24 protein-coding genes and 1 tRNA gene are annotated in these 23,896 nt (G+C 66.7%); 8 read left to right on the top strand and 17 right to left on the bottom strand.

Going from position 1 to position 23,896, the window contains the following annotated elements:
* The first annotated feature begins 9 nt into the window (after nucleotides 1–9).
* Nucleotides 10–1,542 carry a 2-polyprenylphenol 6-hydroxylase gene (ubiB, locus tag DI605_RS10625; RefSeq protein WP_293973121.1) on the top strand — a complete coding sequence of 511 codons (1,533 nt, stop codon included), beginning with the start codon at nucleotides 10–12 and terminating at the stop codon, nucleotides 1,540–1,542.
* 101 nt (nucleotides 1,543–1,643) lie between these two features.
* On the opposite strand, the gene DI605_RS10620 is transcribed toward ubiB, so the two are convergent.
* Complete coding sequence (locus DI605_RS10620; RefSeq protein WP_293973118.1) at nucleotides 1,644–2,084, bottom strand: PilZ domain-containing protein; 441 nt, start codon at nucleotides 2,082–2,084, stop codon at nucleotides 1,644–1,646.
* A gap of 196 nt (nucleotides 2,085–2,280) precedes the next feature.
* Here DI605_RS10620 and DI605_RS10615 point away from each other — a divergent pair, with 196 nt between their 5' ends.
* A complete protein-coding gene (locus DI605_RS10615; protein ID WP_293973115.1) occupies nucleotides 2,281–3,420 on the top strand; it encodes an aminotransferase class I/II-fold pyridoxal phosphate-dependent enzyme in 1,140 nt (379 codons plus the stop codon).
* 102 nt (nucleotides 3,421–3,522) lie between these two features.
* Here the strand turns inward: DI605_RS10615 and DI605_RS10610 are convergent, their stop codons facing one another.
* A complete protein-coding gene (locus DI605_RS10610) occupies nucleotides 3,523–3,669 on the bottom strand; it encodes a hypothetical protein (RefSeq protein ID WP_293973113.1) in 147 nt (48 codons plus the stop codon).
* Between the two features lie 110 nt (nucleotides 3,670–3,779).
* Here DI605_RS10610 and coaBC point away from each other — a divergent pair, with 110 nt between their 5' ends.
* The 4 genes from coaBC to DI605_RS10590 are packed head-to-tail and all read left to right on the top strand — an operon-like array spanning nucleotide 3,780 to nucleotide 6,482.
* Nucleotides 3,780–4,976 (top strand): bifunctional phosphopantothenoylcysteine decarboxylase/phosphopantothenate--cysteine ligase CoaBC, encoded by a 1,197-nt coding sequence (coaBC, locus tag DI605_RS10605; RefSeq protein WP_293973110.1) that lies wholly within the window; start codon nucleotides 3,780–3,782, stop codon nucleotides 4,974–4,976.
* On the top strand, nucleotides 4,973–5,416 hold the full coding sequence (gene dut / locus DI605_RS10600; RefSeq protein ID WP_293973107.1) for a dUTP diphosphatase: 444 nt from the start codon (nucleotides 4,973–4,975) through the stop codon (nucleotides 5,414–5,416). Before coaBC ends, dut begins: the two co-directional genes overlap by 4 nt.
* An 11-nt stretch (nucleotides 5,417–5,427) precedes the next feature.
* Entirely contained in the window at nucleotides 5,428–6,180 is a 753-nt protein-coding gene (locus DI605_RS10595) for a HesA/MoeB/ThiF family protein (RefSeq protein WP_293973401.1), read from the top strand.
* Nucleotides 6,165–6,482 (top strand): peroxiredoxin, encoded by a 318-nt coding sequence (locus DI605_RS10590; RefSeq protein WP_293973104.1) that lies wholly within the window; start codon nucleotides 6,165–6,167, stop codon nucleotides 6,480–6,482. Before DI605_RS10595 ends, DI605_RS10590 begins: the two co-directional genes overlap by 16 nt.
* Nucleotides 6,483–6,507: 25 nt before the next feature.
* On the opposite strand, the gene DI605_RS10585 is transcribed toward DI605_RS10590, so the two are convergent.
* From DI605_RS10585 to DI605_RS10560, 6 genes are all read right to left on the bottom strand, one after another.
* Nucleotides 6,508–7,290, bottom strand: a complete 783-nt coding sequence (locus DI605_RS10585) for a hypothetical protein (RefSeq protein ID WP_293973101.1) — start codon at nucleotides 7,288–7,290, stop codon at nucleotides 6,508–6,510.
* 44 nt (nucleotides 7,291–7,334) lie between these two features.
* On the bottom strand, nucleotides 7,335–7,697 hold the full coding sequence (locus tag DI605_RS10580) for a GFA family protein (RefSeq protein ID WP_293973098.1): 363 nt from the start codon (nucleotides 7,695–7,697) through the stop codon (nucleotides 7,335–7,337).
* A gap of 19 nt (nucleotides 7,698–7,716) precedes the next feature.
* The gene (locus DI605_RS10575) at nucleotides 7,717–8,088 is read right to left on the bottom strand and encodes a tRNA-binding protein (protein WP_293973095.1); all 372 of its coding nucleotides are present in this window, start codon (nucleotides 8,086–8,088) and stop codon (nucleotides 7,717–7,719) included.
* A gap of 108 nt (nucleotides 8,089–8,196) precedes the next feature.
* Nucleotides 8,197–9,468, bottom strand: coding sequence for an ATP-dependent Clp protease ATP-binding subunit ClpX (gene clpX, locus DI605_RS10570; RefSeq protein ID WP_293973092.1), 1,272 nt, complete (start codon nucleotides 9,466–9,468; stop codon nucleotides 8,197–8,199).
* Nucleotides 9,469–9,751: 283 nt separating this feature from the next.
* Nucleotides 9,752–11,344 carry a hypothetical protein gene (locus tag DI605_RS10565; RefSeq protein WP_293973089.1) on the bottom strand — a complete coding sequence of 531 codons (1,593 nt, stop codon included), beginning with the start codon at nucleotides 11,342–11,344 and terminating at the stop codon, nucleotides 9,752–9,754.
* A 144-nt stretch (nucleotides 11,345–11,488) separates the two neighbouring features.
* Nucleotides 11,489–12,130, bottom strand: a complete 642-nt coding sequence (locus DI605_RS10560) for an ATP-dependent Clp protease proteolytic subunit (RefSeq protein WP_293973087.1) — start codon at nucleotides 12,128–12,130, stop codon at nucleotides 11,489–11,491.
* A 180-nt stretch (nucleotides 12,131–12,310) separates the two neighbouring features.
* Between DI605_RS10560 and DI605_RS10555 the strand changes: the two genes are divergently transcribed.
* A complete protein-coding gene (locus DI605_RS10555; RefSeq protein ID WP_293973084.1) occupies nucleotides 12,311–13,513 on the top strand; it encodes a hypothetical protein in 1,203 nt (400 codons plus the stop codon).
* A 72-nt stretch (nucleotides 13,514–13,585) separates the two neighbouring features.
* On the opposite strand, the gene DI605_RS10550 is transcribed toward DI605_RS10555, so the two are convergent.
* The 4 genes from DI605_RS10550 to DI605_RS10535 form a co-directional block, all read right to left on the bottom strand.
* The gene (locus DI605_RS10550; RefSeq protein WP_293973082.1) at nucleotides 13,586–14,584 is read right to left on the bottom strand and encodes a glycosyltransferase family 2 protein; all 999 of its coding nucleotides are present in this window, start codon (nucleotides 14,582–14,584) and stop codon (nucleotides 13,586–13,588) included.
* The gene (locus tag DI605_RS10545) at nucleotides 14,581–15,519 is read right to left on the bottom strand and encodes a glycosyltransferase family 2 protein (RefSeq protein ID WP_293973079.1); all 939 of its coding nucleotides are present in this window, start codon (nucleotides 15,517–15,519) and stop codon (nucleotides 14,581–14,583) included. Before DI605_RS10545 ends, DI605_RS10550 begins: the two co-directional genes overlap by 4 nt.
* Nucleotides 15,520–15,707: 188 nt before the next feature.
* Complete coding sequence (gene tig, locus DI605_RS10540) at nucleotides 15,708–17,363, bottom strand: trigger factor (protein WP_293973076.1); 1,656 nt, start codon at nucleotides 17,361–17,363, stop codon at nucleotides 15,708–15,710.
* A 61-nt stretch (nucleotides 17,364–17,424) separates the two neighbouring features.
* Nucleotides 17,425–17,509, bottom strand: a tRNA-Leu gene (locus DI605_RS10535).
* Between the two features lie 111 nt (nucleotides 17,510–17,620).
* On the opposite strand from DI605_RS10535, the gene DI605_RS10530 reads away from it, so the two are divergent.
* Entirely contained in the window at nucleotides 17,621–17,767 is a 147-nt protein-coding gene (locus tag DI605_RS10530) for a hypothetical protein (RefSeq protein WP_293973073.1), read from the top strand.
* A 39-nt stretch (nucleotides 17,768–17,806) separates the two neighbouring features.
* Here the strand turns inward: DI605_RS10530 and gatB are convergent, their stop codons facing one another.
* Genes gatB through gatC form a run of 5 tightly spaced genes read right to left on the bottom strand, consistent with a single transcriptional unit; the run spans nucleotide 17,807 to nucleotide 23,734 of the window.
* Nucleotides 17,807–19,321: an Asp-tRNA(Asn)/Glu-tRNA(Gln) amidotransferase subunit GatB gene (gene gatB, locus DI605_RS10525; RefSeq protein WP_293973070.1), complete on the bottom strand. Its 1,515-nt coding sequence runs from the start codon at nucleotides 19,319–19,321 to the stop codon at nucleotides 17,807–17,809.
* Between the two features lie 57 nt (nucleotides 19,322–19,378).
* Complete coding sequence (locus tag DI605_RS10520; RefSeq protein WP_293973067.1) at nucleotides 19,379–20,599, bottom strand: glycosyltransferase family 4 protein; 1,221 nt, start codon at nucleotides 20,597–20,599, stop codon at nucleotides 19,379–19,381.
* Nucleotides 20,590–21,972 (bottom strand): oligosaccharide flippase family protein, encoded by a 1,383-nt coding sequence (locus DI605_RS10515; RefSeq protein ID WP_293973064.1) that lies wholly within the window; start codon nucleotides 21,970–21,972, stop codon nucleotides 20,590–20,592. The genes DI605_RS10520 and DI605_RS10515 overlap by 10 nt, the downstream gene beginning before the upstream one ends.
* The gene (gatA, locus tag DI605_RS10510) at nucleotides 21,966–23,447 is read right to left on the bottom strand and encodes an Asp-tRNA(Asn)/Glu-tRNA(Gln) amidotransferase subunit GatA (RefSeq protein ID WP_293973061.1); all 1,482 of its coding nucleotides are present in this window, start codon (nucleotides 23,445–23,447) and stop codon (nucleotides 21,966–21,968) included. Before gatA ends, DI605_RS10515 begins: the two co-directional genes overlap by 7 nt.
* Nucleotides 23,447–23,734, bottom strand: a complete 288-nt coding sequence (gatC, locus tag DI605_RS10505) for an Asp-tRNA(Asn)/Glu-tRNA(Gln) amidotransferase subunit GatC (protein ID WP_293973058.1) — start codon at nucleotides 23,732–23,734, stop codon at nucleotides 23,447–23,449. The genes gatA and gatC overlap by 1 nt, the downstream gene beginning before the upstream one ends.
* Between the last annotated feature and the right edge of the window lie 162 nt (nucleotides 23,735–23,896).

The following is a 23,896-nucleotide window of genomic DNA, read 5'->3' as shown; positions in this document are numbered from 1 at the left end:
CGCGCGGCCATGACCTCCCCGATCATCCACACGTTTCGCCTGCTCCGCTGGGGCCGCATCCTCGCGCACCACGGCGCCCTGCGCGGCATCGAGCGCGATCCGAACACGCCCACCGCTGTCCGCCGGCTCGTCCGCATCGCCCGCTTCGGCGCGCGCGTGCCGGATCAGCCGCGTTATGCCGATGCCTTCCAGGCGATCGGCCCGGCCGCGATCAAGCTGGGCCAGGCGCTTGCCACCCGCCCCGATCTGGTCGGAGAGGAAGCGGCGCTGGATCTCACGCGCCTGCAGGATGCCGTTCCGCCCGCTCCGTTCGCGCGCGTCCGCGCCGAGATCGAGCGCAGCCTGGAGCGGCCGATCGAACAGGCCTTCGCTTCCTTCGATCCGGAGCCTGTGGGCGCCGCCTCGATCGCACAGGTGCATCGCGCGACCACGCATGAGGGGCGGGACGTGGCGGTGAAGGTGTTGCGCCCCGGCATCGAGGAGGATCTCGCCAAGGCGATCGAGACCTATGAATGGGCGGCCGCACAGGCCGAGGCGTTGGGCGGTGAATTTTCGCGCCTCAAGCCCCGCCTTGTCATCGCCCATTTCCGCCAATGGACCTCGCGCGAGCTGAACCTGCGCCGCGAGGCCGCCTCCGCCTCCGAACTGGCGGAAAATATGGCGGCGGAGCCCGGCTTCACCGTGCCGATGATCGACTGGAGCCGCACCACACGCCGCGTGATGACGCTGGAATGGGTGCCGGGCATCAAGCTTTCCGATCGCGCCGCGCTGATCGCGGCCGGCCACGATCCGCACCAGCTCGCAGCCACGGTCGTCCGCGCCTTTCTGCGTCAGGCGATCGCGGACGGCTTCTTCCACGCCGATCTCCATCAGGGCAATCTGTTCGCGCTGCCGGACGGCCGCATCGCCGCCATCGATTTCGGCATCATGGGCCGCATCAACCGCCAGGCGCGCCTGTGGTTGGCGGAGATTCTCCACGGCCTGCTGACGGGCAATTATGCCCGCGTGGCGGAAATCCATTTCGAGGCGGGCTATGTGCCCGCGCATCACAATCTCGCGGAATTCACGACCGCCCTGCGCGCCGTGGGCGAACCGATCCGTGGCCTGCCGGTCAAGGATGTCTCGATCGGCCAGATGCTCGATGGCCTGTTCGCGATCACCCGCGATTTCGACATGGAGACGCAGCCACACCTTCTGCTCCTCCAGAAGACGATGGTGATGGTGGAGGGCGTCGCCTCGATGCTCGATCCCGACATCAACATGTGGGAGGTTTCCGGCCCCTTCGTGAAGGAATGGCTGCGCGACGAACTTGGCCCGGAGGCCTTCCTCGCCGATCGCCTGACCGAGGATCTACGCACCCTCGCGCGCCTGCCGGAACTGGTCCGCCGGATCGAGGCGCGTTTCCCCGCCCCCGGCGCCGCTCCCCCGCCCCCACCTCTCCGGGAGGTGCAGGTCGTCCGTATCGGCGGCGGCTGGCGTTATGTCGCGGTGGCGGTGCTGGCAGCGCTCGTCGGCGCGGGCCTGATGCATCTTCTGGGCTAGATCGATGCCTCGGCGGCGATCGCCCGCCGGCTCGCACATGCGGCGAAACCAGCGATACGAAGGTCCATGCCCGCCTAGGTTCGATCTGCCCTGGCCGGATTTCAGGGGAAAAAGCGCGCCGTCAGTTTCACGATGGCGATCCCCGCCCCGATGACGACGGCCCAGCCGATCAGCGAGACCGCCACCATGATCGCCAGCCGGACGGGGATGGGAGGTTTCTTCGCCTTCTCGCGGGATTCGTCCCCCTCCTCGATCAGGCGGGAAAGTTCCTCCGGGGTCAGCGGATTGTTGAACGCGCAACCGTAAATGCCATCACGCTTCCAGACGATGCGCGCGCGCCGGATGCCCAGTTCGAAGCCGATCCCCACTTCGCTGCCCTCGGGCAGGTCGATCTTGCTCTGGAACTGAAAACCGCTGACCGACATGTCGCGCAGTCGAATGGTTATTCGCGGCGCGTGGAGAGTGTGAAGACTTCTCCTGTCGTCTACCGAATAACGCTCGTCCGACCGGGCATCCCTGAAGAGATAGGCCAGGACAGCCATTTCAACTACCTCTTTTCAGTGCGTCGCCGGGGTGCACCCGGACTAACGCTAACAAGTGTACACTATCTTAATATTCGTGTCCTCAACAGGGCGGGAATGTTTCTGGCCGCATCGACATGATGACGCGCGTCTCATCCACGCACCGGGATGAAACGCCCGCCTTGCCCACATGATCCCGGCGCCATAACGCACGGCCATGCCCGTCGACATCGATCCCTTCCACGCCATCGCCATCAGCCGCCTCGCGCATCGGCTGGGGGTCGAGGGGCGATCCATCATCCATATGGAGTTCGGCCAGCCCTCCACGGGGGCGCCCGCGCCGGCCATCGCCGCCGCGCATCGCATCCTCGATACGGACGGCATGGGCTATTGGGAAAGCCCGCTGCTCAAGGCACGCATCGCCGCGCATTATGGCGAGGCCCATGGCGTGTCGGTCGATCCGGAGCGCGTGATCCTCACCTGCGGCGCCTCCCCCGCCTTCGTGCTCGCTCTCTCCTGCCTATTCGCGCCGGGCGCGCGGGTGGCGCTCGCGCGCCCGGGCTATGTCGCCTATCGCAACACGCTGAAGGCCCTACATATCGTGCCGGTGGAGCTTGCCTGCGGCGAGGCCGAACGCTTCCAGATCACGGCCGCCGCGATCGAGCGGCTGGATCCCGCACCGGATGGCCTGATCGTCGCCAGCCCCGCCAACCCCACCGGCACGATCATCCCGCCTGAAGAGCTGCGCGCGATCGCCGCCGTCTGCGAACGGCGCGGAATCGCGCTCGTCTCCGACGAAATCTATCACGGCCTCAGCTACACATTGCCCGCCGATACGCTGCTGAAACACAAGGCCGACGCGCTGATCGTCAACAGCTTCTCCAAATATTACAGCATGGCCGGCTGGCGGCTGGGCTGGCTGGTCGTACCGGACGCGCTGATCGACAAGGCGCGCGCGCGCATGGGCAATCTGTTCCTCACGCCACCCTCGCTCGCGCAGCATGCCGGCCTCGTCGCCTTCGATTGCCGCGACGAACTGGAAGGGCATGTCGTCACCTATCGCCGCAACCGCGCGCTGATGCTGGAAGCGCTGCCGGCCATGGGCCTGCGCCGCATCGCGCCGCCCGATGGCGCCTTCTACATCTATGCCGATGTCGGCCATCTCACGCGCGACAGCCTTTCCTTCTGCGAGGCGCTGCTCCGCGATACGGGCGTCGCCACGGCGCCGGGCGTGGATTTCGATCCCGTGGACGGCCACGGCTTCATGCGCTTCAGCTTCGCCGTCTCCACCGATCGCGTCGAGGATGCGATCGCGCGGATGACGCCCTGGTTCGCCGGGCGGCCCGCCCTGGCATGAAGCAGGGCGGAAGGCCGATGATCGCGCCATGCTGATCCCGCATATCGCGGCCTCCGGCGCCCGACATTGCCGCAATCGGATGCCGATCGATCGATACCGCCCCTAAAGCACGTCCCCGAACATCTTCCACAGCATCACGAACCACGCGATCAGCGCGAGGATGCCCAGCATCCAGCCCGAATGGCGGCGAAAAAGATCCAGCAGGCGCTCCATCCGCTCACCGTGGCAGCGTGGGGGCGGCGACGCCACCCCGCGCCGCAAATTCCCGCCGCCAAAAGCCGGCCAGGCCCGAAAAGCCGCGCACCCTGCGATGCGCCCGACCCTCGACTTGCGCGCGCGCCGGCTGCATGGAGCATCCCATGACGGGCAAGCGCATCCTCCTGATCGTCGGCGGCGGGATCGCGGCCTACAAGGCCTGCGAGCTGATCCGCGCGCTGCGCAAAAGCGGCGCCTCGGTGCGGTGCGTCCTCACGGCGGGCGGCGCGCAGTTCGTCACGCCGATGACGCTCGCAGCGCTCAGCGAGCAGCCGGTCCACACCTCGCTCTGGGATCTGAAGGACGAGGCGGAAATGGGCCACATTCAGCTCAGCCGCGAGGCGGATCTGGTCGTCGTCTGCCCCGCCACCGCCGATCTCATGGCGAAGATGGCGGCTGGTATCGCCGACGATCTCGCCACCACGCTCCTGCTCGCCACTGACAAGCCGGTCCTCGCCGTGCCCGCGATGAACGTGCGCATGTGGACGCATGCGGCGACCCGCCGCAACGTCGCCACCCTGCGCGCGGATGGCGTAACGGTGGTGGAGCCGGACGAAGGCCCGATGGCCTGCGGCGAATTCGGCCCCGGCCGCCTGCCCGAGATCGAGGCGATCATGGCCGCCATCGGGATGGCGCTGGCGCCGGATGCGAAGCCGCTGGCGGGCCGGCACGCGCTCGTCACCGCCGGCCCCACGCACGAGCCGATCGATCCGGTGCGCTACATCGCCAATCGATCGTCCGGAAAACAGGGCTTCGCCATCGCCGCCGCGCTCGCCCGTCTGGGAGCGGGGGTCACGCTCGTCGCCGGCCCCGTCGCCCTTGCCACGCCCCCCGGCGTCACGCGGATCGATGTGGAGACGGCGAACGAGATGGCGAACGCCGTCGATCGGGCGCTTCCCGCCGATGTCGCGGTCATGGTCGCCGCCGTGGCCGACTGGCGTACCGCCGCCGAATCGAGCCAGAAGATCAAGAAATCCGGGGATGCGCCGCCTGCGCTCGCGCTCACCGAAAATCCCGATATCCTCGCCGGTCTGGGTCACGGCCCGCGCCGCCCCGCGCTGCTGATCGGCTTTGCGGCCGAAACGCAGGACGTGCTCGCCCATGCCACCGCCAAGCGCGTGCGCAAGGGCGCGGACTGGATCATCGCCAATGACGTTTCGGGAGACGTGATGGGCGGCGATCGCAACCGGATCCACATCATCACCGCCGACGGCGTCGAGAGCTGGCCCGATGCCGGCAAGGACGAGATCGCCGATCGGCTCGCCCATCGTATCGCCTTTGCCCTCGGAGCCTCCGTTTGACCGATATCGCCATTCGCCTGAAGCGCCTTCCCCATGGCGAGGGGCTGCCCCTGCCCGCTTATGCCACCGCCGAGGCAGCCGGCATGGATGTCGTCGCCGCCGAGGATCTCGTGCTCGCGCCGGGTGCGCGCGCGGCGATCGCCACCGGCTTCGCCATCGCCATTCCGGTCGGCTATGAGGTGCAGGTGCGCCCGCGCTCGGGCCTCGCGCTCAAGCATGGCATCACCTGCCTCAACACGCCCGGCACGATCGACGCCGATTATCGCGGCGAAGTGAAGATCATCCTCGCCAATCTCGGTGGGGATCCCTTCCCGATCGCGCGCGGCGAACGCATAGCCCAGCTTGTGCCCGCCCCCGTCCAGCGCGCCTATTTCACCGAGGCCGAGGAACTGGACGATACGGCGCGCGGCGCCGGCGGCTTCGGCTCGACCGGCCGGTGAGCCTTTCGACAATGTCCTTCTCCGATGACCAGCTCGATCGCTATGCCCGCCACATCATCCTCAAGGAGATTGGCGGCGCCGGCCAGCAGCGCCTGCTTTCCGCCCATGTCGCGCTGATCGGCGCGGGCGGGATAGGCTCGCCCGCCATCCAGTATCTTGCCGCGGCCGGCATTGGCCGGCTGACCGTGATCGACGACGATCAGGTCTCGCTCTCCAATCTCCAGCGCCAGACACTGTACACCACGCGCGACGTGGGCGCGAACAAGGTGGCGATGGTCGCCAATGCGGTGCAGCGGCTGAATCCGGACGTGCGCGTCAGCCCGCGCCATCTGCGTTTCGATGCGGACAACGCCTCCGGCCTGCTGTTCGGCGTCGATGTCGTGCTCGACGGATCGGACAGTTTCGCCACCCGCCTCGCTGTCGCCGATGCCGCGCTGGAACGGCGCATCCCGCTCGTCTCGGCCGCGGTCGGCCAGTTCGAGGGGCAGCTCTCCGTGTATCGCGGGTGGGAAGCGGACAAGCCCTGCTATCGCTGCCTCGTCGGCGATGCGCCGGATCGGCCCGACGTGTCCTGCGCCGATCAGGGCGTGCTCGGCGCGCTTACAGGCGTGATGGGCAGCCTCGCCGCGATCGAGGCCATCCGCCAGATCGTGCCCTTCGGGGAAGATAGCGCGGGCAAGCTGCTTCTGCTCGATGCGCTCGCCTTCCGTTTCCGCACCATCGGCCTTCCCAAGGACCCCTCCTGCCGATGCGCCGGGGCCTGACGATCATCGTCTCCGGCGCCGATCCCGATCGGCTGCGGAGCGCGCTGGGCGTCGCGGCGGCGGAGGCCGCGCTGGGCGGCCGCGTGCACCTGTTCCTGGATGCGGGAGCGGTGCCGTTGCTGCGCGCCTTGCCAGACGCGCTCGATGCGATGCTGGCCGCCGCGCTCGATCTCGGCGTTCACGCCTCCGTCTGCCAGACGGGCCTTGCGGAACAGGCGATCGCCCTGGATCCGCGCTTCGAGGCGGGTGGCCTGATCTCGATCATGGCCGATCTGGAACAGGATCGGCTGCTGATGGCCTGATCCCCGCGCCTGGCCGAAATGCCCCCTAACCCTGACCATCCCTGTTGTCGGGATGCTCGGTCAGCGTGATGCGGATGCGAACCCAGGTGCCTACCATCAGGCGACCACCTACGCGCGGCGGCCGCACGAGGAACTGGAATGCCGCCTGTCGCATGCCGCGGGCGATCCCGATGCCGGGGAAACTGTCGCCCAGTTCCTGGCAATCCTCCACATGATAGCGGGCGACGGTACGGCAGGCGATCTCACCCCACGCCCCCTCCTGCAACTGACGGTGCGGCATATAGGGGGACAGTTCCGCATCAGTCGGCCGCCGATACCATTCGGCCGCGTAGAGAAGCTGCCCGTTCGGCCCCATCGTGGAGGGAGTGTCCCCCTCGCCCCCGCCCCCGGCCGAGGCGGTTGTCGGCCCGCTCGGCCCGTCGTGGCGCGTATTCATCGCCGTATCCACCTGGCTCATGTCGCTGCGGCTCAATTCGATGAAATTGTCCGGCATCTTGAGCGGCGTCGGCATCTTCACGATCGGTGGCGGCGGGGTGACCGGAGCGGCCGCCGGGCTCACGGCCTTCGGCTGGGCGGCGGCGGGCTTCGCGGCGGCCTTCTGGCTCGCTTTCTCGGCCGTCGGGCCGGGCATCACCGAAAAGGTCATGAGCGAGCCGACCCGGCCCATCGGCGCGAACTGCTCGGGCGCCAGCCGCAGCAGCAGATACAGCAGCAGCAGATGCGCGATGATCGTCGCCGCCAGCGCCACCGCGCGCCGACGAAGAGGCTGTTCCTCGTCTTTCAACCATCGGGAAAAGGCGCTGGGCATCGACGCGCCGCTATCCGGGCTCGCGTCGCCGCGAAAGCCCTAAGTTACGCGATTGCGCCGGGATGATTCTTCCCGTCGAACGCCACCAGCCGCGTCTCCAGCCGATCGGCTTCGTCGATGCAGCGCAGATTGAGGCTGATCCCGTCCGGATGCGAGCGTGGCTTGTAATAGCTCTTGATGCCGCACTGGGTGCAGAAAATGTGCCGCGCCTTGCCCGTGCCGAAGCGATAGGTGGTGATATCCTTCTTCCCCTCGATCAGGCGGAAGTCGCTCTCCGGAATGATGACATGAAGATAGCCGCTCATCCGGCAGATCGAGCAATTGCATTCATGCACCTCGATCGGCCCGTCCGGCAGCGTCGCTTCGTAGCGCACCAGTTCGCAATGGCAGCCGCCCTCGATCTTCATCTTTCTCTTCCGTGCAAAATCAAAACAAGCGCCCACCATCCGGCACGGCCAGATCGGGCCTGAACAGCATGACTTCGCCGTCCGCGTCGGGAAAGCCCAGCGTCAGCACCTCGGACAGGAATTTCCCGATCTGGCGCGGCGGAAAGTTGACGACCGCCGCCACCTGCCGCCCCACCAGCGTCTCGATCGCATAATGCCGCGTGATCTGCGCGCTCGATTTCCGGCGACCGATCGTCGGCCCGAAATCGATCACCAGCTTGATCGCCGGCTTGCGCGCCTCCGGAAAAGGCTCGGCCGAGACGATCGTGCCGATCCGGATATCGACCTTCAGAAAATCATCGAACCCGATCGGATCGGCCGGCGGACTTGCGGGATCGTGGAGGAGGTGCATGCGCATCCTCTTCCACAATCGTCAGTCCCGCGAAAGGAGGAACGCGGGCGGCCGCGCGAATCCCGGCCCCGCCTTCGCGGGACCGCACCGGATCGGGGGGCGTAGCGCCTATGCGGCGTCGCCGCCCGCCTTTTCCTTCTTCTTCGCGAAGACGCGGACGGGCTCCTTGCGCCCCTCGACCACATCCTTGTCCACCACGATCTCGTCCACGCCATCCATGGAGGGCAGATCGAACATCGTATCGAGCAGCATGCCTTCGAGGATCGAGCGCAGGCCGCGCGCACCGGTCTTGCGGACGATCGCCTTGCGGGCGACGGCCGACAGCGCCTCCTCCGTGAAGGAAAGCTTCACGCCCTCCATCTCGAACAGCTTCTGATACTGCTTCACCAGCGCATTCTTCGGCTCGGACAGGATCTTCACGAGCGCAGGCTCGTCCAGATCCTCCAGCGTCGCGATGACAGGAAGACGGCCGACGAATTCGGGGATCAGGCCGAACTTCAGCAGATCCTCGGGCTCGCACTGGCGGAGCACCTCGCCGGTGCGCCGTTCCTCGGGTGCCGCCACGAACGCGCCGAAGCCGATCGACTTGCCCTGAAGGCGATCGCCGATGATCTTTTCGAGGCCCGAGAAGGCGCCGCCGCAGATGAAGAGGATGTTGGTCGTATCCACCTGCAGGAATTCCTGCTGCGGATGCTTGCGCCCGCCCTGCGGCGGCACGGAGGCGGTGGTGCCCTCCATCAGCTTCAGCAGGGCCTGCTGCACGCCCTCGCCCGACACGTCGCGCGTGATCGAGGGATTGTCCGCCTTGCGGCTGATCTTGTCGATCTCGTCGATGTAGACGATGCCCCGCTGCGCACGCTCGACATTATAGTCGCTCGCCTGAAGCAGCTTCAGGATGATGTTCTCCACATCCTCGCCGACATAGCCGGCCTCGGTGAGCGTGGTGGCGTCCGCCATCGTGAAGGGCACGTCGAACGTCTTGGCCAGCGTCTGCGCCAGCAACGTCTTGCCGCAGCCCGTGGGGCCGACGAGCAGGATGTTCGATTTGGCAAGCTCCACATCGGCGCCCTTCGCGCCATGCGCCAGCCGCTTGTAATGATTGTGGACGGCGACCGAGAGGACGCGCTTGGCCTTGGCCTGCCCGATCACATAATCGTCGAGATGCTTGTTGATCTCGTGCGGCGCCGGCACGCCGCCATCCTTGCGGCTGACCAGCGTGGCCTTGGTTTCCTCGCGGATGATGTCGTTGCAGAGCTCGACGCACTCGTCACAGATAAACACGGTCGGGCCGGCGATGAGCTTGCGCACCTCATGCTGCGACTTGCCGCAGAAGGAGCAGTAGAGCGTGCTCTTCGAATCACCGCCAGAAAGCTTTGTCATACGCAATCCCAATCTCGGCCGCCCGAGTCGGCAGCCATCCTAAACCCCGCGCGGACGGAGCGGCAAGGCCGGGAAGGCGGCATCGCACCTTCCGACCGAGCCCGTCATATGTGATCGCGCGGTGGCCAGCGCAAGCGATCCGGCGGTCGCCCCGCCACTCGCCCGTGCCGCACCCCATCCCGTTTACGCCCGAAAAGGCGCGAGCTTGCGTCGCCCGCCCAGATCCCGCCCGGGCCTCCGATGCAGCGCCCGGCGCCGCCGGCAATAGCGCGCCGGTCAGGCGTCAGCGCGCCGCATTGCCGGCGGAAGGGTGGCTGGCGATGAAATCCGTCAGAGCGCGCCACTTGGGCGATTCCGCAGGTGTCGCGTCGCGAAATTCCTTGTGCCCCCAGGCGCCATACTGGCCGAACTCGCCGACCGAATTATAGGCCATGTAGAGCCCGCCGACCCTCTCCGCCCAGCGCTTCAGGAAAAGGCTGTAGAGATCGTAGATTCGCGGATCGCGGTTCAGCCGGTTCAGCTGTTCCTGCATTTCCGGAGATTCGCTGCTGTAGCCGGGGCCGCCTTCATAGGTCCCGAAACGCAGCCCGTATCTGGCGGCGATCGCCTTGGCCCTCAGCGCGAAATTGATCTGGTCGTCCACGGCCTGCGGCCCCTTCGCGAACAGGGCCTCGATCCGGGCCTTGGGATCCTGCGTATTGATGTCGAAACCGTTGCTGCCAAAATAGGGCGCGGTGGCGTACATGTCGCCGGATCGCCAGGTTTCCTTGTGGCCGAGGATATTCTCGGCGCGCTCCGGCCATACCGCCTGCGACGAGATCACGCGCACCAGCCGGTCCTTCCGGCCGGCGAACACCTCGCTCCAGATCGCCATCACCGCGCGAACACGATCCGCATAATAATAATCGTTGGCCTTGCTGTCCTTCTCGCCGGGATAGGCGGCCATGCCCTTGGCCGTGGCTTCCTGCGCGGCCTTGAAGATCGTGTTCCACACCTCGTTGGACAGCTCGACATAGGCCTTCCGCTCCGGCGCCAGGTGATCGCGGACATAGATGGCGAAATTCCGATAATAAGCGTCATCGGCATTCATCGGCATCGTGAACCAGGGATCGGCCTGAACCCGGTTCGCGAGATCGACCATATATTCGACGGCAATGCCCTTGCCCGTCGTCTGGTTGAAGTCGGTCGGCTTGGAGCGATCCGCCCATGTGCGGGGTTCGCCCTCGTTGGTGGCCATCCAGTCCATGAACCGGATCACCTTGAACGGCCGCGCATCCGAGATCGCGTCCGGATCGATCGTCGCATCGGGCGCCACGCCCTGCTCCCGGCAGTCGGCCTGGAGCAGGGATGCGCCATTCTCCTTGGCGGTCAGCAGCAATTTCACGCCATAGTCGCCCGGAATCTTGGGTTGCCCGGCGGAAACGATCCGGAACTTCTCGTCGCCCCCATTCTTGCGGGCGGAGAACATCGCCTGCACGCTCCAGCCGGGGCTGAGGCTGCAATCGACATCGCGATAGTGGCTGTCGCGTATCTCGGGCCGCACGGCGACGATGATCTGGGTGCCCTTGGCCATGTCTACGGGATGGCCGCCGGCATCCCGCTTGATGAGCTTGGATTCGAAATCCCAGCCATTGTTTCCGACCAGCCAGAGGCTGCCATGCGCGGCGATCAGATTGGCCGTCATCGGCGCGGGAAAGAAGGGGCCAGCCGGGGAGAGATTCATGCCGATTTCCATCGGCGGCACGATCTTGGCATCGATCGGTGCCGGGGCCGCGCCCGTCGCGGCGGCGACGGGCTCGCCAGCGCCATTTCCGCAACTGATGAGGCTTACGAGAGCCGCCAGCAGGGTGACCGTACGCAACTCGCGATGCAACATCGACTACTCCCGGAACCGCGGCCAGCCGACTAGGCTATCGGCGACGCAGCCGCAACAGACCCGGCATAAGGGCCGCAGCCGCACGCGGGCAGCCCGGCCCATGAAGATCGGGCCGCCCTCCTGATGGGAGAGCGGCCCAAAAGATCATGCGGCGGCGGCTTCCTCGGTGGGCACGGGCCGCTTTTCAAACACCTCGTCGATGATGCCGAAGTCCTTGGCCTCGTCCGCCTCGAGGAACTTGTCGCGATCCATCGCCTTCTCGATCTCCTCGATCGGCTGGCCGGTATATTTCGCGTAGAGCGAATTCAGGCGGTGGCGCATGCGCAGGATTTCGCGCGCCTGGATCTCGATGTCGGCCGCCATGCCCTGCGCGCCACCCGAAGGCTGGTGCACCATGATGCGGCTGTTGGTGGTGGCCACCCGCATGCCGGGCTCCCCCGCCGCGAGCAGGAAGCTGCCCATCGACGCCGCCTGGCCGATGCAGAGCGTGCCGACGCGCGGCCGGATATATTGCATCGTATCGTGGATCGCGAGGCCGGCGGTCACGACGCCGCCCGGGCTGTTGATGTAGAGATAGATGTCCTTCTTCGGATTCTCGGATTCGAGGAAGAGAAGCTGGGCGCAGATGAGCGAGGCCATATGGTCCTCCACTCCGCCCGTGATGAACACGATCCGCTCGCGCAGCAGGCGCGAATAGATGTCGAAGCTCCGCTCGCCGCGATTGGATTGCTCGATGACGATCGGGACGAGGCCGCCGACGATGTCGGCGTGGTCGATGGAAGCCATGGGAAATTGTGGTCCTTCTGCCCTTGGTGCCGTTCAACATCGGCGTTCCGCGTGGGCAGTTCAAGCCCGCGCGGATGGTGGATGCTCCGCAGCGGGTGCCACATGAGCCTTCACAATTCGTTTCGCCTGCGTGGCGGATGCGAATAGCCTCCGCCGGAGACGCTGCTTTCGGGGGTGCTCGTGATCATTCGCTGGTTGTCGGTCCCGCTGCTCGCCTGCCTTGCCGCCATGCCCGTGGAGGCAGCCAGCGGGGTTCCCGCCGAGGTTACGGCGCGCATCGCCGTACTGGATCGCCAATGCATCGCCGCCGGCGGCAAACCGGCGGCGCAGAGTTACATCTTCGTCCATGATTATACGGGCGACGGCATTCCCGATTATCTCATCAGCGAAGGCAATTATGGCTGCGCGGGGCGGAACGGCCTGTTCGTGAAGGATGGCACCGCCGCGATCGAGATCTTCGCCGCGCGACCCGACGGCCGCGCTGCCAGCGCCTATCGCGCCACGGTGCTCGGCTATCGCCTGCTCGATCGCACACCCACCCTCGTACAGGTGGCGAAGGCTGGCGCCGCGGCCTGCGGAGGCCAGCCACGCTGCGGCTATGATCTGGTGTGGAACCAGACGCTGGCCCGGCTGGAGGACAAGCCTGTCGGCACCGCGCCCCGCGCCACGCCCCCCGCACCACTCCCTTCCGCCGAACTGGAGCCGCCGGTCGCGGGAAGCCTGCACCCGCAGACGGAGGCGGAGGCGTTGGCCGATTGCCGGGCCGAGCAGCGCGCGGCCGGCATGAACGCCAAATATGTGGCCGAGGCCTGCACGGAGGAATGGAAGAAGCTGAATGCCAGCCTCCCGCTCGCCCGCACGATCATCGCCCTGATGAGCCAGCCGCTGGCGACGGTCCGCACCCCCGCAGGCCTCAAGACGGCACTGCCGGGCACGAAATGGGATGCTCGCCCGGAAAGGCCCCGCCCGCCCCTGACGCTGAATGATTCCGGCACGATGGGCCGGCTTCAAATCGGCTTCAGCGGCAAGGGCGCCATCGACAGCCTGGTCTTTTCCTGGGGAGAAACGGGCGCGCTTATTCCCTATGCGCTTCCGGCGGCCTTACGGTTTCTGGGCGTGAAACTGACGCTGGTGGCATGCGGCCGTGGCGGGGATGCCTATGGCGACGGCACGACGCGCAGCTTCCGCGTAGAGCAGCCCGGCGCTGCGCCATTTGGACTGGACGTGGCGGAACGGATCGCCGCGATCGGATCGCAGCAGAGCTTCTGGAGCGCCACGATCGCGCTTGGCCAGCCGGCGCCCAGCTTCGCCCGGCTCCGTGCCGCGCAAAGGAGCCGGGATCCGATCGAGGAGACACAATGGAGCCAGACCTGCCAGCCCTGACGGGCGGAAGCCCCGCCCGTCCCGGGCGGGCCGTTCGCCGCCCCGTTCACGGTATCGGGGCGAACGCCTCTCTCAGGCGATCGGCGTGTGCTGGAACGTGTCTTCGGCGGGCGGCGCGTCCGGCCCGCCAATCCTGTCGCGCACCACGTAGATGGGCCGGTGTTTCGCCTCGACCAGGATGCGCCCGACATATTCACCCAGCACGCCCAGCGACAGCAATTGCACCCCCCCCAGGAACAGCACCGCCACCATGATCGAGGCATAGCCGGCCAGATCGACACCCCACAGGATCGTGCGCCCGATCAGGTAGAGCGCATAGGCGAAGGCCACCATCGCGATCACCGCGCCGACATAGCTCCAGATGCGCAGCGGCACGGTGGAGGCCGAGGTGATCCCGTCGATCGCGAGCTTCCACAGCTTCAGATAGTTGAACTTGGTTTCGCCCACGGCGCGCTCGGCGCGATCATATTCCACCGCCGTCTGACGGAAGCCGGACCAGGCGAAGAGCCCCTTCATGAAGCGATTGCGCTCCGGCATCAGCTTGATGACCTCGATCACCTTGCGATCGAGCAGGCGGAAATCGCCCGCATGTTCGGGGATCTTGTCGTCCGAAAGCCAGTTGTGCGCGCGATAATAGAGATCGGCGGTCAGCCGCTTGGGCAGGGAATCCGTCAGGCGATTGCGGCGCACGCCATAAACCACTTCATAGCCGGTCCGCCATTTGGCGAGCATGTCGCCCAGCACTTCGGGCGGATCCTGCAGATCGACATCCATCGGCACGACGGCATCGCCACCGACGTTATCGATTCCCGCCGAAAGCGCCGCCTCCTTGCCGAAATTGCGCGAGAGCGAGATGGCGCGCACGCGCGGCTCGCGCTGGTTGGCGAGGATCAGTTCGGCGAGCGTCCGATCCTGACTGCCATCATCGATGAACAGGATTTCCCAGCTCCACTCCGGCCCCTCCTGCGGGCCGAGCGCCTCCAGGATCGGCACCACGCGGTGCACGAACGGGGCGATCGCCGCCTCCTCGTCCTTCACCGGAACGATCAGCGAAAGAATGGGGCGGCTCATCGGCGCGCACTCGCCGGCGCCTGGAGCGCGAGATAGGCGAGCCGGCGCACCTCGCGCCGCCCGCGCACCACCGTATCGAGGATCAGCCCGGTGAACAGGCAGAGGGCCGCGAGGATGGCGAGGCCGGTCACGAGGATCGCCGTCGGCAGGCGCGGCACGAGGCCGGTCTGCAGATAGGTGATGACGAGCGGCACCAGCAGGATCAGGCCCACGCCCAGGAATATCGCACCGATCAGCCCGAAGAACAGCACCGGCCGTTCGATACGGAAGAGGTTGAGGATGGTCATCAGGATCCGCCATCCATCGCGATAGGTGGAAAGCTTGGAGGTCGATCCCTCCGGCCGCGCGGAATAGCGCGTCACCACCTCGGCCACGGGCATGCGGAGTTCCAGCGCGTGGACGCTGATCTCCGTCTCGATCTCGAAGCCGGCCGAAAGGATGGGGAAGCTCTTCACGAAGCGGCGCGAGAAGACGCGATAGCCGGACAGGATATCGTTGAAGGTGCGTCCGAAGATGCGGGCCAGAATGCCGGTGAGCAGCGCATTGCCGAAACGATGCCCGCGCCGATAGGCCTCGTCCACCTCGCTCGCGCGCGCGCCCACCACCATATCCAGATTATTGTCGATCAGGCGCGCGATCATCGCGGGGGCGGCCGATGCGTCATAGGTCGCATCGCCATCCGCCATCACGTAGATGTCGGCCTCTACGTCGGCGAAGATGCGGCGCACGACATGGCCCTTGCCCTGCATCGCCTCGGTCCAGACAATCGCACCCGCAGCGCGCGCCACCTCGATCGTGCGATCGCGGCTGTTATTGTCATAGACGTAGATCGTGGCTTCCGGCAGCGCGGCGCGGAAGGCGGCCACCGTCGCCGCGATCGCGGCCTCTTCATTGTAGCAGGGCAGCACCACGGCAATGCGCGGCGACCCCGCCATCCCTTCACTCTGCATTCAATGTCCCGCGCACGATAGAGCGCCGCATAGCTTACTGTCCCCGCCCCTGCCAAACGGGATCATCGGCGGCCCCGCCTCCCATGGCCATCCGCGGGAACGAAAACGGCCGGGGCAGCGATCGCGCCACCCCGGCCGCATTTCATTCGGCCCTTCGGTTCAGGCCGAAAGGATCAGGCTTCCGCCTTCGGCTTGGCCGCGCGCTTCGGCTTGGCCGGAGCGGCCTCGCCCGCATCGGCGACGGCCTCGGCCTTGTCGGCCTTGGGCTTGGCGGCGCGCTTCGGCTTGGCCGGAGCCTCCTCGGCGACTTCGGCCGCAGGCTCGGCGGCTTCCGCCTCGGCCTTGGCCTTCTTCGGCGCGGCCTTCTTCTTGGCGGCCGGCTTCGCGTCGGCGGCATGATCGTGATCATGATCGCAATCCGGCCCGTGGACGTGGCCTTCCTCGCCATGGGCATGGTTGCAATCCGGGCCATGGACGTGCGGCTTCAGCTCGCCATCGTCGATCGCCTCGATCGCGGCTTCCAGCTCCTCGCGGCTCACGCTGCGATCGGTGACGGCGGCCTTCTCGAACAGGAAGTCGACGACCTTGTCCTCATAGAGCGGCGCGCGCAGCTGGGCGGACGCGACCGGATCCTGCTGGACGAACTCGAGGAAACGCTGGCGATCCTGCGGGGCATATTGCTGCGCGGCCTGCTGGGCCAGACGCTGCATTTCCTGCGCGGAAACCTGCACGCCATTCTGCTGGCCGATCTCCGACAGGAGCAGGCCCAGGCGCACGCGGCGCTCGGCGATCTTGCGATAATCATCGCGATCGCCTTCCATCTCGGCAAGCGCGGCGGCCGGATCTTCCTCGTGGCTCGCCTCATGCTCCAGCTGGCGCCAGATCTGCGTGAATTCGGCTTCCACCATCGACGGCGGAACATCGAAATCATGGCTGGCGGCCAGCTGATCGAGCAGCTTGCGCTTCATGTGCGTGCGGGTGAGACCGTTCAGCTCCTGCTCGATCTGGCCCTTGAAGAGACCGCGCAGCTGATCGATGCCCTCGAGGCCGAAGGTCTTGGCCCACTCGTCATCCAGCGTCGGCTCGGCCGGCACCTTCACGGCCTTGACCGTGATATCGAACGTGGCGGGCTTACCGGCGAGGCTCTTCTCGCCATATTCCTTCGGGAAGGTCACGTTGAGCGTGCGCTCCTCGCCCACCTTCGCGCCTTCCAGCTGATCCTCGAAGCCGGGGATGAGCTGGCCGGAGCCCAGCTCCACCGCCATGTCCGTGCCGGTGCCGCCCGGGAAGGCGACGCCATCAGCCGTCTTGCCGACGAAATCGATCACGACCTGATCGCCCTCGATCGCCGGATGCCCCTCGGCGGCGTCCTTGAACGACTTCTGGCTCTTGGCGAAGCGATCCAGCTGCTCGTCGATCGCGGCATCGCCCGGCTCCACGGTCAGGCGCTCGAGCGCGAGACCCTCGATCACCGGGGTCGGCACCTGCGGCAGCACTTCCAGCGCCACCTTGATCTCGACATCCTTGCCGGCCTGATAATCCTCCTCGAGGGCGACTTCCGGCTGCATCGCCGGGCGCAAGCCCTTTTCGGCGATCAGCGTCTGGATGCCTTCCTGCACCGCGGAATTCAGCGCGTCGCGCTCCAGCGCGGGGCCGTGCATCTTCTTGATGAGGTTGGCCGGAACCTTGCCCGGACGGAAGCCCGGCATCTTCACCTGCGGGGCAGCGCGCGCCACCTCCGCATCGACCTTCGCCAGGATGTCCTTGGCAGGGATGGTGAGGGTGTAGGCGCGCTTCAGGCCCTCGTTCAACGTCTCGACAGTCTGCATTTCAGTCTTTCCGCAAACGCGTAGGAATGGGGTGGCCAGATCGCGCGCGCCGGGCGGAGACTGGTGCGGGCGAAGGGACTCGAACCCCCACATCTTGCGATACTGGAACCTAAATCCAGCGCGTCTACCAGTTCCGCCACGCCCGCATGAGGCCGGTCAGGGGCGGCTCCCTATAGCAGCCTGCGCCCTGCGGCAAGCGCGGTGCGGCGGAGCCCTGCCCGCCACCCGCGCGTTCTCCCCCGAAAATGGAGAGAGACATGGCCAGCACGCCCGATCCCAACCCCGATTCCGTGCCCGCCGGGCCGGCCGATTCGCCCGAGCAGGTGACGCCCGAGACGACGCCACGCCGCGAAAGCGTGGAGGACGTTCCCGGCGGCGAAAACAGCACGGGCGGCGCGGGCTGAACGCCAGCCGCCACGGCGCAAGCCGTTCGGGCGCAACCCTCAGGCCAGCGCCTTCTTCAGCAGTTCGTTCACCACGGCGGGGTTCGCCTTGCCGCCCATCGCCTTCATCGTCTGGCCGACGAAGAAGCCGAACAGGGCCTCCTTGCCGCCCTTATACTGGGCCAGCTGGTTGGGATTTTTCGCGATCACGTCCGCGATCACCGCCTCGATCGCGCCGGTGTCGCTGGTCTGCTTCAGCCCCTCCTGCTCGACGATATCCTCAGGGCTCAGCGAACCATCGCTGCCCACGTAACGGACGAACACGTCCTTCGCGAGGCTGTTGGAAAGCGTGCCATCGCTCGTCATCGCGATGATCGAGGCGTTGGCGGCGGTGCTGAACACCCGATCGAAGCGCTCCGGCCCGAATTCGTTGGCCGCGCCGAGCGTGACCGACACGAACCAGTTGGACACGATCTTGGCCACGTCCGCCTCGCTCTTGCCGAGCCTGGCCGCCGTCGCCGCCAGCAGATCCTCGAACCGGTCCTTGGTTTCCACCTCGGCGGTGATGATCTCGGTATTGCCGGCGGAAATGCCCAGCCCATCGCGATACCGGCGGCGCTTGGCATCCGGCAGTTCCGGCAGGCTCGCCTCGCATTCGGCGAGGAAATCGTCGGCCAGTTCCAGCGGCAGCAGATCGGGATCGGGGAAGTAGCGATAATCGTGCGCGTCTTCCTTCGATCGCATCGATCGCGTCTCGTTGCGATCGGGATCGTAAAGGCGCGTTTCCTGCACGATCTTGCCGCCCGCCTCGATCACGTCGATCTGGCGGCGTGCCTCGCCCTCGATCGCGGCCATCACGAAGCGCACCGAATTGACGTTCTTCGTCTCGGTGCGCGTGCCGAAGGCATCGCCGGGCTTGCGCACGGAGACGTTCACGTCGGCGCGCATCGAGCCCTGCTCCATATTGCCGTCGCAGGAGCCCACATAGCGCAGGATCGAGCGCAGCTTGCGCAGATAGGCCCCGGCTTCCGCCGGCGATCGCATGTCCGGCCGGCTGACGATCTCCATCAGCGCGACACCCGATCGGTTGAGATCGACATAGGAGCGCGTCGGATGCTGATCGTGCATCAGCTTGCCCGCATCCTGCTCCACATGGATGCGCTCGACACCGATGCTCTTCACCTCGGCATCCGGATCCTTCTCGTCCAGGCTGATCTCGATCGCGCCCTCGCCCACCAGCGGATGGTAGAGCTGGCTGATCTGATAGCCCTGCGGCAGATCGGCATAGAAATAGTTCTTCCGATCGAAGCGCGACCATTTGTTGATCGCGGCCCCGATCGCCATGCCGGTGCGCACCGCCTGGCGGATGCATTCCCTGTTGGGCACGGGCAGCATGCCGGGCATCGCCGCATCGACCAGGCTCACCTGCGTGTTCGGCTCCGCGCCAAACGCCGTGGCGGCGCCCGAGAAAAGCTTGGCCTCGCTCGTCACCTGGGCATGGACCTCCAGCCCGATCACGACCTCCCACGGGCCGGTGGCGCCTTCGATGCGATAGGGTGTGGATGCGTCAGCCATGGATCTCTTCAACGATGGAAAATGTGGTGTTCCGGCCCGCGCACGGCAAGCCGATGCTCAAGCGCCGGCCCTTCGATAGAGCGCGACCGTCTCGCGGGCAACGCGATCCGGATCCAGCCACTCGGCGCAACGCCGATAGGCGCGATCGCCCATCTCGGCCAGCGCGCCGGGATTGTCGCGCAGGCGCAGGATGCCGGCGGCCATCGCTTCGCTGTCGCCGATCGGCACGACCAGCCCGGTCTCGCCATCGATCACCATCTCGCCATTGCCGAAACTGTCGGAAACGATCGACGGCGCGCCGATCGCCATCGATTCGGCGAGACTGTAGGGGAAATTCTCGAAGCGCGATCCGATGATCGTGAAGGCGGAGCGGAGGCGCAGTTCCGCAATCTCCTCTGCCGATCGGCGGCCGAGATAGTCGATCCGCTCGCGCGCCTCCGGGCTCAGCGTGCGCACATGATCCGCAAAATGCACGCGGCCGCCATCCGGCTGGGTCAGGCCGGGATCAGGCCCGACCATCACCAGGCGCAGGCCCGGCCGCTGCCGAAGCGCGCGCTGGAACGCCTCCACCACCACATCGGCGCCCTTGCGCGTGTCGAACCGGCCGACGCACAGCAACTGATCTGGATCCGCCCGGCCGAGCGACCAGCGCTCGGCCGGAGGCGCCACCGGGATGGGATTGGGGATCGTCTCCGCGATCGGCGGGCGCACGCGATAATGATCCAGCGTCGCCTTCAGGAGGCGCGCGGAGGGCGAGGTCAGCGCCCGGATCACCGCAAGGGAGCGCCCCTCGTCCACGATGCGCTGCTCGCTCGTCGCACGCTCCTCGTCCGTCTCCAGATCGTCCTTGCCGTAGATGTGCGGGCCGTGGAGGCGGGTGACGATCGTCGGCCCGCGCCCCATCAGATCGCGCGACCAGCCGAAGCTTTCCTCCATCTCGAGCACGTCGAGCGGAAGCCGGGCATTCACCTCGCGCAGAGTAGCGATGAAAGGGCCGGGCGAGATGCGCCGGCTCCTGCGTGCACGATCCAGCCGCCCCCGCAGCGAGGCGAGACCGGAGCGGACCAGCCCCTCCGGAGCGCGCTTGTGCGGCTCGCCCCGCTCGTCCTCATAATCGAAAGCGGTGAGGATGGAGACCTGATGCCCCTGGGCGCGCAGCGCATCGCGCATGATGCGGGTGTAGGTCACGATCCCGTTGGCGATTCCGCTCGCCGGTATGGCGGGCGCGAGCAGGCCGATATGCAGCGGCCGATCCGGTTCCCCACGCCTCACAGCCATGGCAGAAGCCAATGCGCGGCGAGATTGACGACGACGCCCCCGGCCACGCCCGCCAGCAGCACGGCGAAGGCCAGCCCCTCGCGCGGGGCATCGAGCAGGGACAGGCGGCGCATCACGACGAAATAATAAACGAGGGGCGGCACCTCGATCACCGCCAGCGCCCCGACGAGCCCGATCGGCCCGAACAGGAGCAGACCGGCGACACCGCCCAGCACCAGCCAGCCGGCGCGCGCCAGATTGGCGATCAGGGTGGTGCGCGTATGGCCGGTCGCCACCAGCATCTCGTTGGCGGATCGCGTCAGCATCGAAAGCGCGGTGGCGATCGCCAGCAGCTGGAGGAACGGCCCTGCCCCCACATAACGCGGATCATAGAGCAGGCGGATCAGCATCGGCGCACCGCCGATCAGCCCGCCCGCGCCGAACAGATACAGATAGAACATCGGCCCGCGCAGTTCGTAGAACCGCCTTTTCACGCTCGCCGGCTCGTTTCGCCCCGCCTCCGCCATCGCCGGATAGACGACGCGGCTGGTATAGAGGCCGACGATCGCGATCGGCGCGATCGCGAGATTGGCGGCGATCGCATAGACGCCGAATTCGGAAAGCGTGAACAGCCGCGCGAGCACAAGCTTGTCGACCTGGCTCATCAGCAGCGTGAGCATGCTGGAAGCCGCGATGATCCGCGAAAAGCGCCACAGATCGCCCGAAAGCGCGCGATCGATCCGGAAGCGCCGCCGCGAATCCGGAAATACCAGATAGCTCGCGGTGGTGCGCAGCAGGCTATAGGCCAGCATCGAGATGATGAGTGCCCAGGCGTTGCGCAGCAGCCACGCCGCGATCACGCCGGTCACCAGCTGGGCCAGGAACGCCACCGTATCCACGATCGAGAGGCGCCGCACGAGATTGCGCCGCAATGCCGTGAGCAGGGTGAGCGACATCGCCCCGTCTATGACGAGCGTCAGCGAGACGACCGCCATCAGCGGCGCCATTTCCGGCTTGTCGAGGATCATCGCGAGCGGCCACGCGAGCGCGGCTGCGAACGCGCCGTTCAGCAGGCCCCGCAGCATGTGGATGCTCCAGATCGCATCCAGGAATTCCGGTTCGTCCCCACGCTCGTGGCGAACGATATAGGACTGGAAGCCGGCATCCGTGATCATGCTGATCGCGAAGAAGATCGATCCGATGATCCCCACCAGGCCGAAATCGCGCGGCGCCAGCAGCCGGGTGAGCAGCATCGTATTGCCGATGCGCAGGATATTGATCGCCGCCGTGCTGACGACCACGGTGGCCGTCGGGCCGGTCAGCCGCTCCCGCGAGAAGATCCCGCGGAGGCGGCGGCCCAGCGCCGATCCGGTGGCGGAATCGGCTGCTACCACCACCGCTCCGGCTGCGCCGCGAAGCCCGCGCGCTGCTCGATGGCGAGGCCCGCATCCAGCACGCTTTGCTCATCCAGCGGGCGGCCGATGATCTGCAGCCCCAGCGGCAGCCCCCGGGAATCCAGACCCGCCGGCACGGACATGGCGGGAAGGCCCGCCAGGCTCGCCGGCACGGTAAACACGTCGTTGAGATACATGGAGAGCGGATCGGCCGTCTTCTCGCCCAGCGCGAAGGCGGCCGAGGGCGCGGTCGGCGTCAGCAGCAGATCGCACTGTTCGAACGCCTGTTCGAAATCGCGCGCGATCAGCGCCCGCACGCGCTGGGCCTTCGTGTAATAGGCATCGTAGAAGCCGGCCGAGAGCACATAGGTGCCGATCAGGATGCGCCGCTTCACTTCCGCGCCGAATCCGTCCGCGCGCGTCGCCGCATACATGTCCTGCAGGTTCGCGCCTTCGGGCAGATCACGCAGGCCATAACGCACGCCATCATAGCGGGCGAGGTTGGACGATGCCTCTGCCGGCGCGATGATATAATAGGTCGCCAGCGCATAGCGCGTGTGCGGCAGGGAGACGCTCACCACCTCGGCGCCCGCATCCTTGACCAGTGCGATGCCCTTTTCCCACAGCGCCTCGATCTCGGCCGGCATGCCATCGACCCGATATTCCTTGGGAATACCGATCTTCTTGCCCTTGAGATCGCTCGATAAAAGCGCTTCCCAATTCGGCACGGGCAAGTCGAGCGAAGTCGCATCCTTCGCATCGAAGCCGCTCATCGCCTCCAGCAGGATCGCGCAGTCGCGCACGTCGCGCGCCATCGGGCCGGCCTGATCGAGGGAGGAGGCGAACGCCACGATGCCCCAGCGCGAGCAGCGCCCGTAGGTGGGCTTGATGCCCGAAATGCCGGTGAAGGCGGCGGGCTGGCGGATCGATCCGCCCGTATCCGTGCCTGTCGCCGCCGGAACGATCCGCGCGGCGATCGCGGCGGACGAGCCTCCCGAGGAGCCGCCCGGCGCCAGCGGCGCATTGCCGCCGTCATTGCGCCGCCAGGGCGAAACAACGTTGCCGAAATAGCTGGTTTCGTTGGAGGAACCCATCGCGAACTGATCGAGATTGAGCTTGCCGAGCATGCCGGCGCCCGCATCGAACAGCCTGGCCGCGACAGTCGCGTCATAGGGCGGCACGAAGCCTTCCAGCATGTGGCTGGCGGCGGTCGTCTGGTAGCCGGCGGTGGCGAACAGATCTTTCATGCCGATCGGCACGCCCGAAAGCGGCTTCAGCGTTCCTGCGGCGCGGGCCTTGTCGGCGGCGTCGGCGGCGGCCAGCGCATGATCGGGCGTCTCCACGATGAAGGCGTTGAGCACGCGCGCCTCGGAGACCGCCGCATTGAAGGCTTCCGCCACCTCGCGCGCCGAAAAGGCGCCGTCGCGCACGCCATCGCGAATGGCGGCGACGGTCAGATCGGTGAGGGCAGCCATTATTCGATCACCTTGGGCACGGCGAAGAAGCCATGTTCGGCCTGCGGCGCATTCTGGAGAACCTTGTCGCGAATGCCACCGTCCGTCACCTTGTCGTCGCGCAGGCGCAGATGGTTCGGGATCACGGCGGCGAGCGGCTCGATGCCGCTCGTGTCGACCTCGCCCAGTTGCTCGATCCAGCCGAGGATATTGTTCAATTCGGGCACCATCGCCTCCACCTCGGTCTCGGTGGCGGCGATACGGGCGAGGCTCGCAATCTTGCGAACGGTGGCGGCATCTACGGACATGGAGGCGCGGCTAGCATCGGCCACCGCCCGCGACAAGGCGATGCGTGGACGCGAACCCCGCCGCCGATTACAGCAGCCGCGAAATCCCGCTCGCCGGGGGCCTGCCGAGACACCACCCCGCTTCCGATCGCGAAGCGGGGGCCGCCCCGTCGACAGGCCCCC

The organism is Sphingomonas sp. (assembly GCF_003248515.1).
In the GTDB taxonomy this organism is placed as follows: Bacteria; Pseudomonadota; Alphaproteobacteria; order Sphingomonadales; family Sphingomonadaceae; genus Sphingomonas_I.
This window is presented reverse-complemented; position numbering and strand designations above follow the sequence as displayed.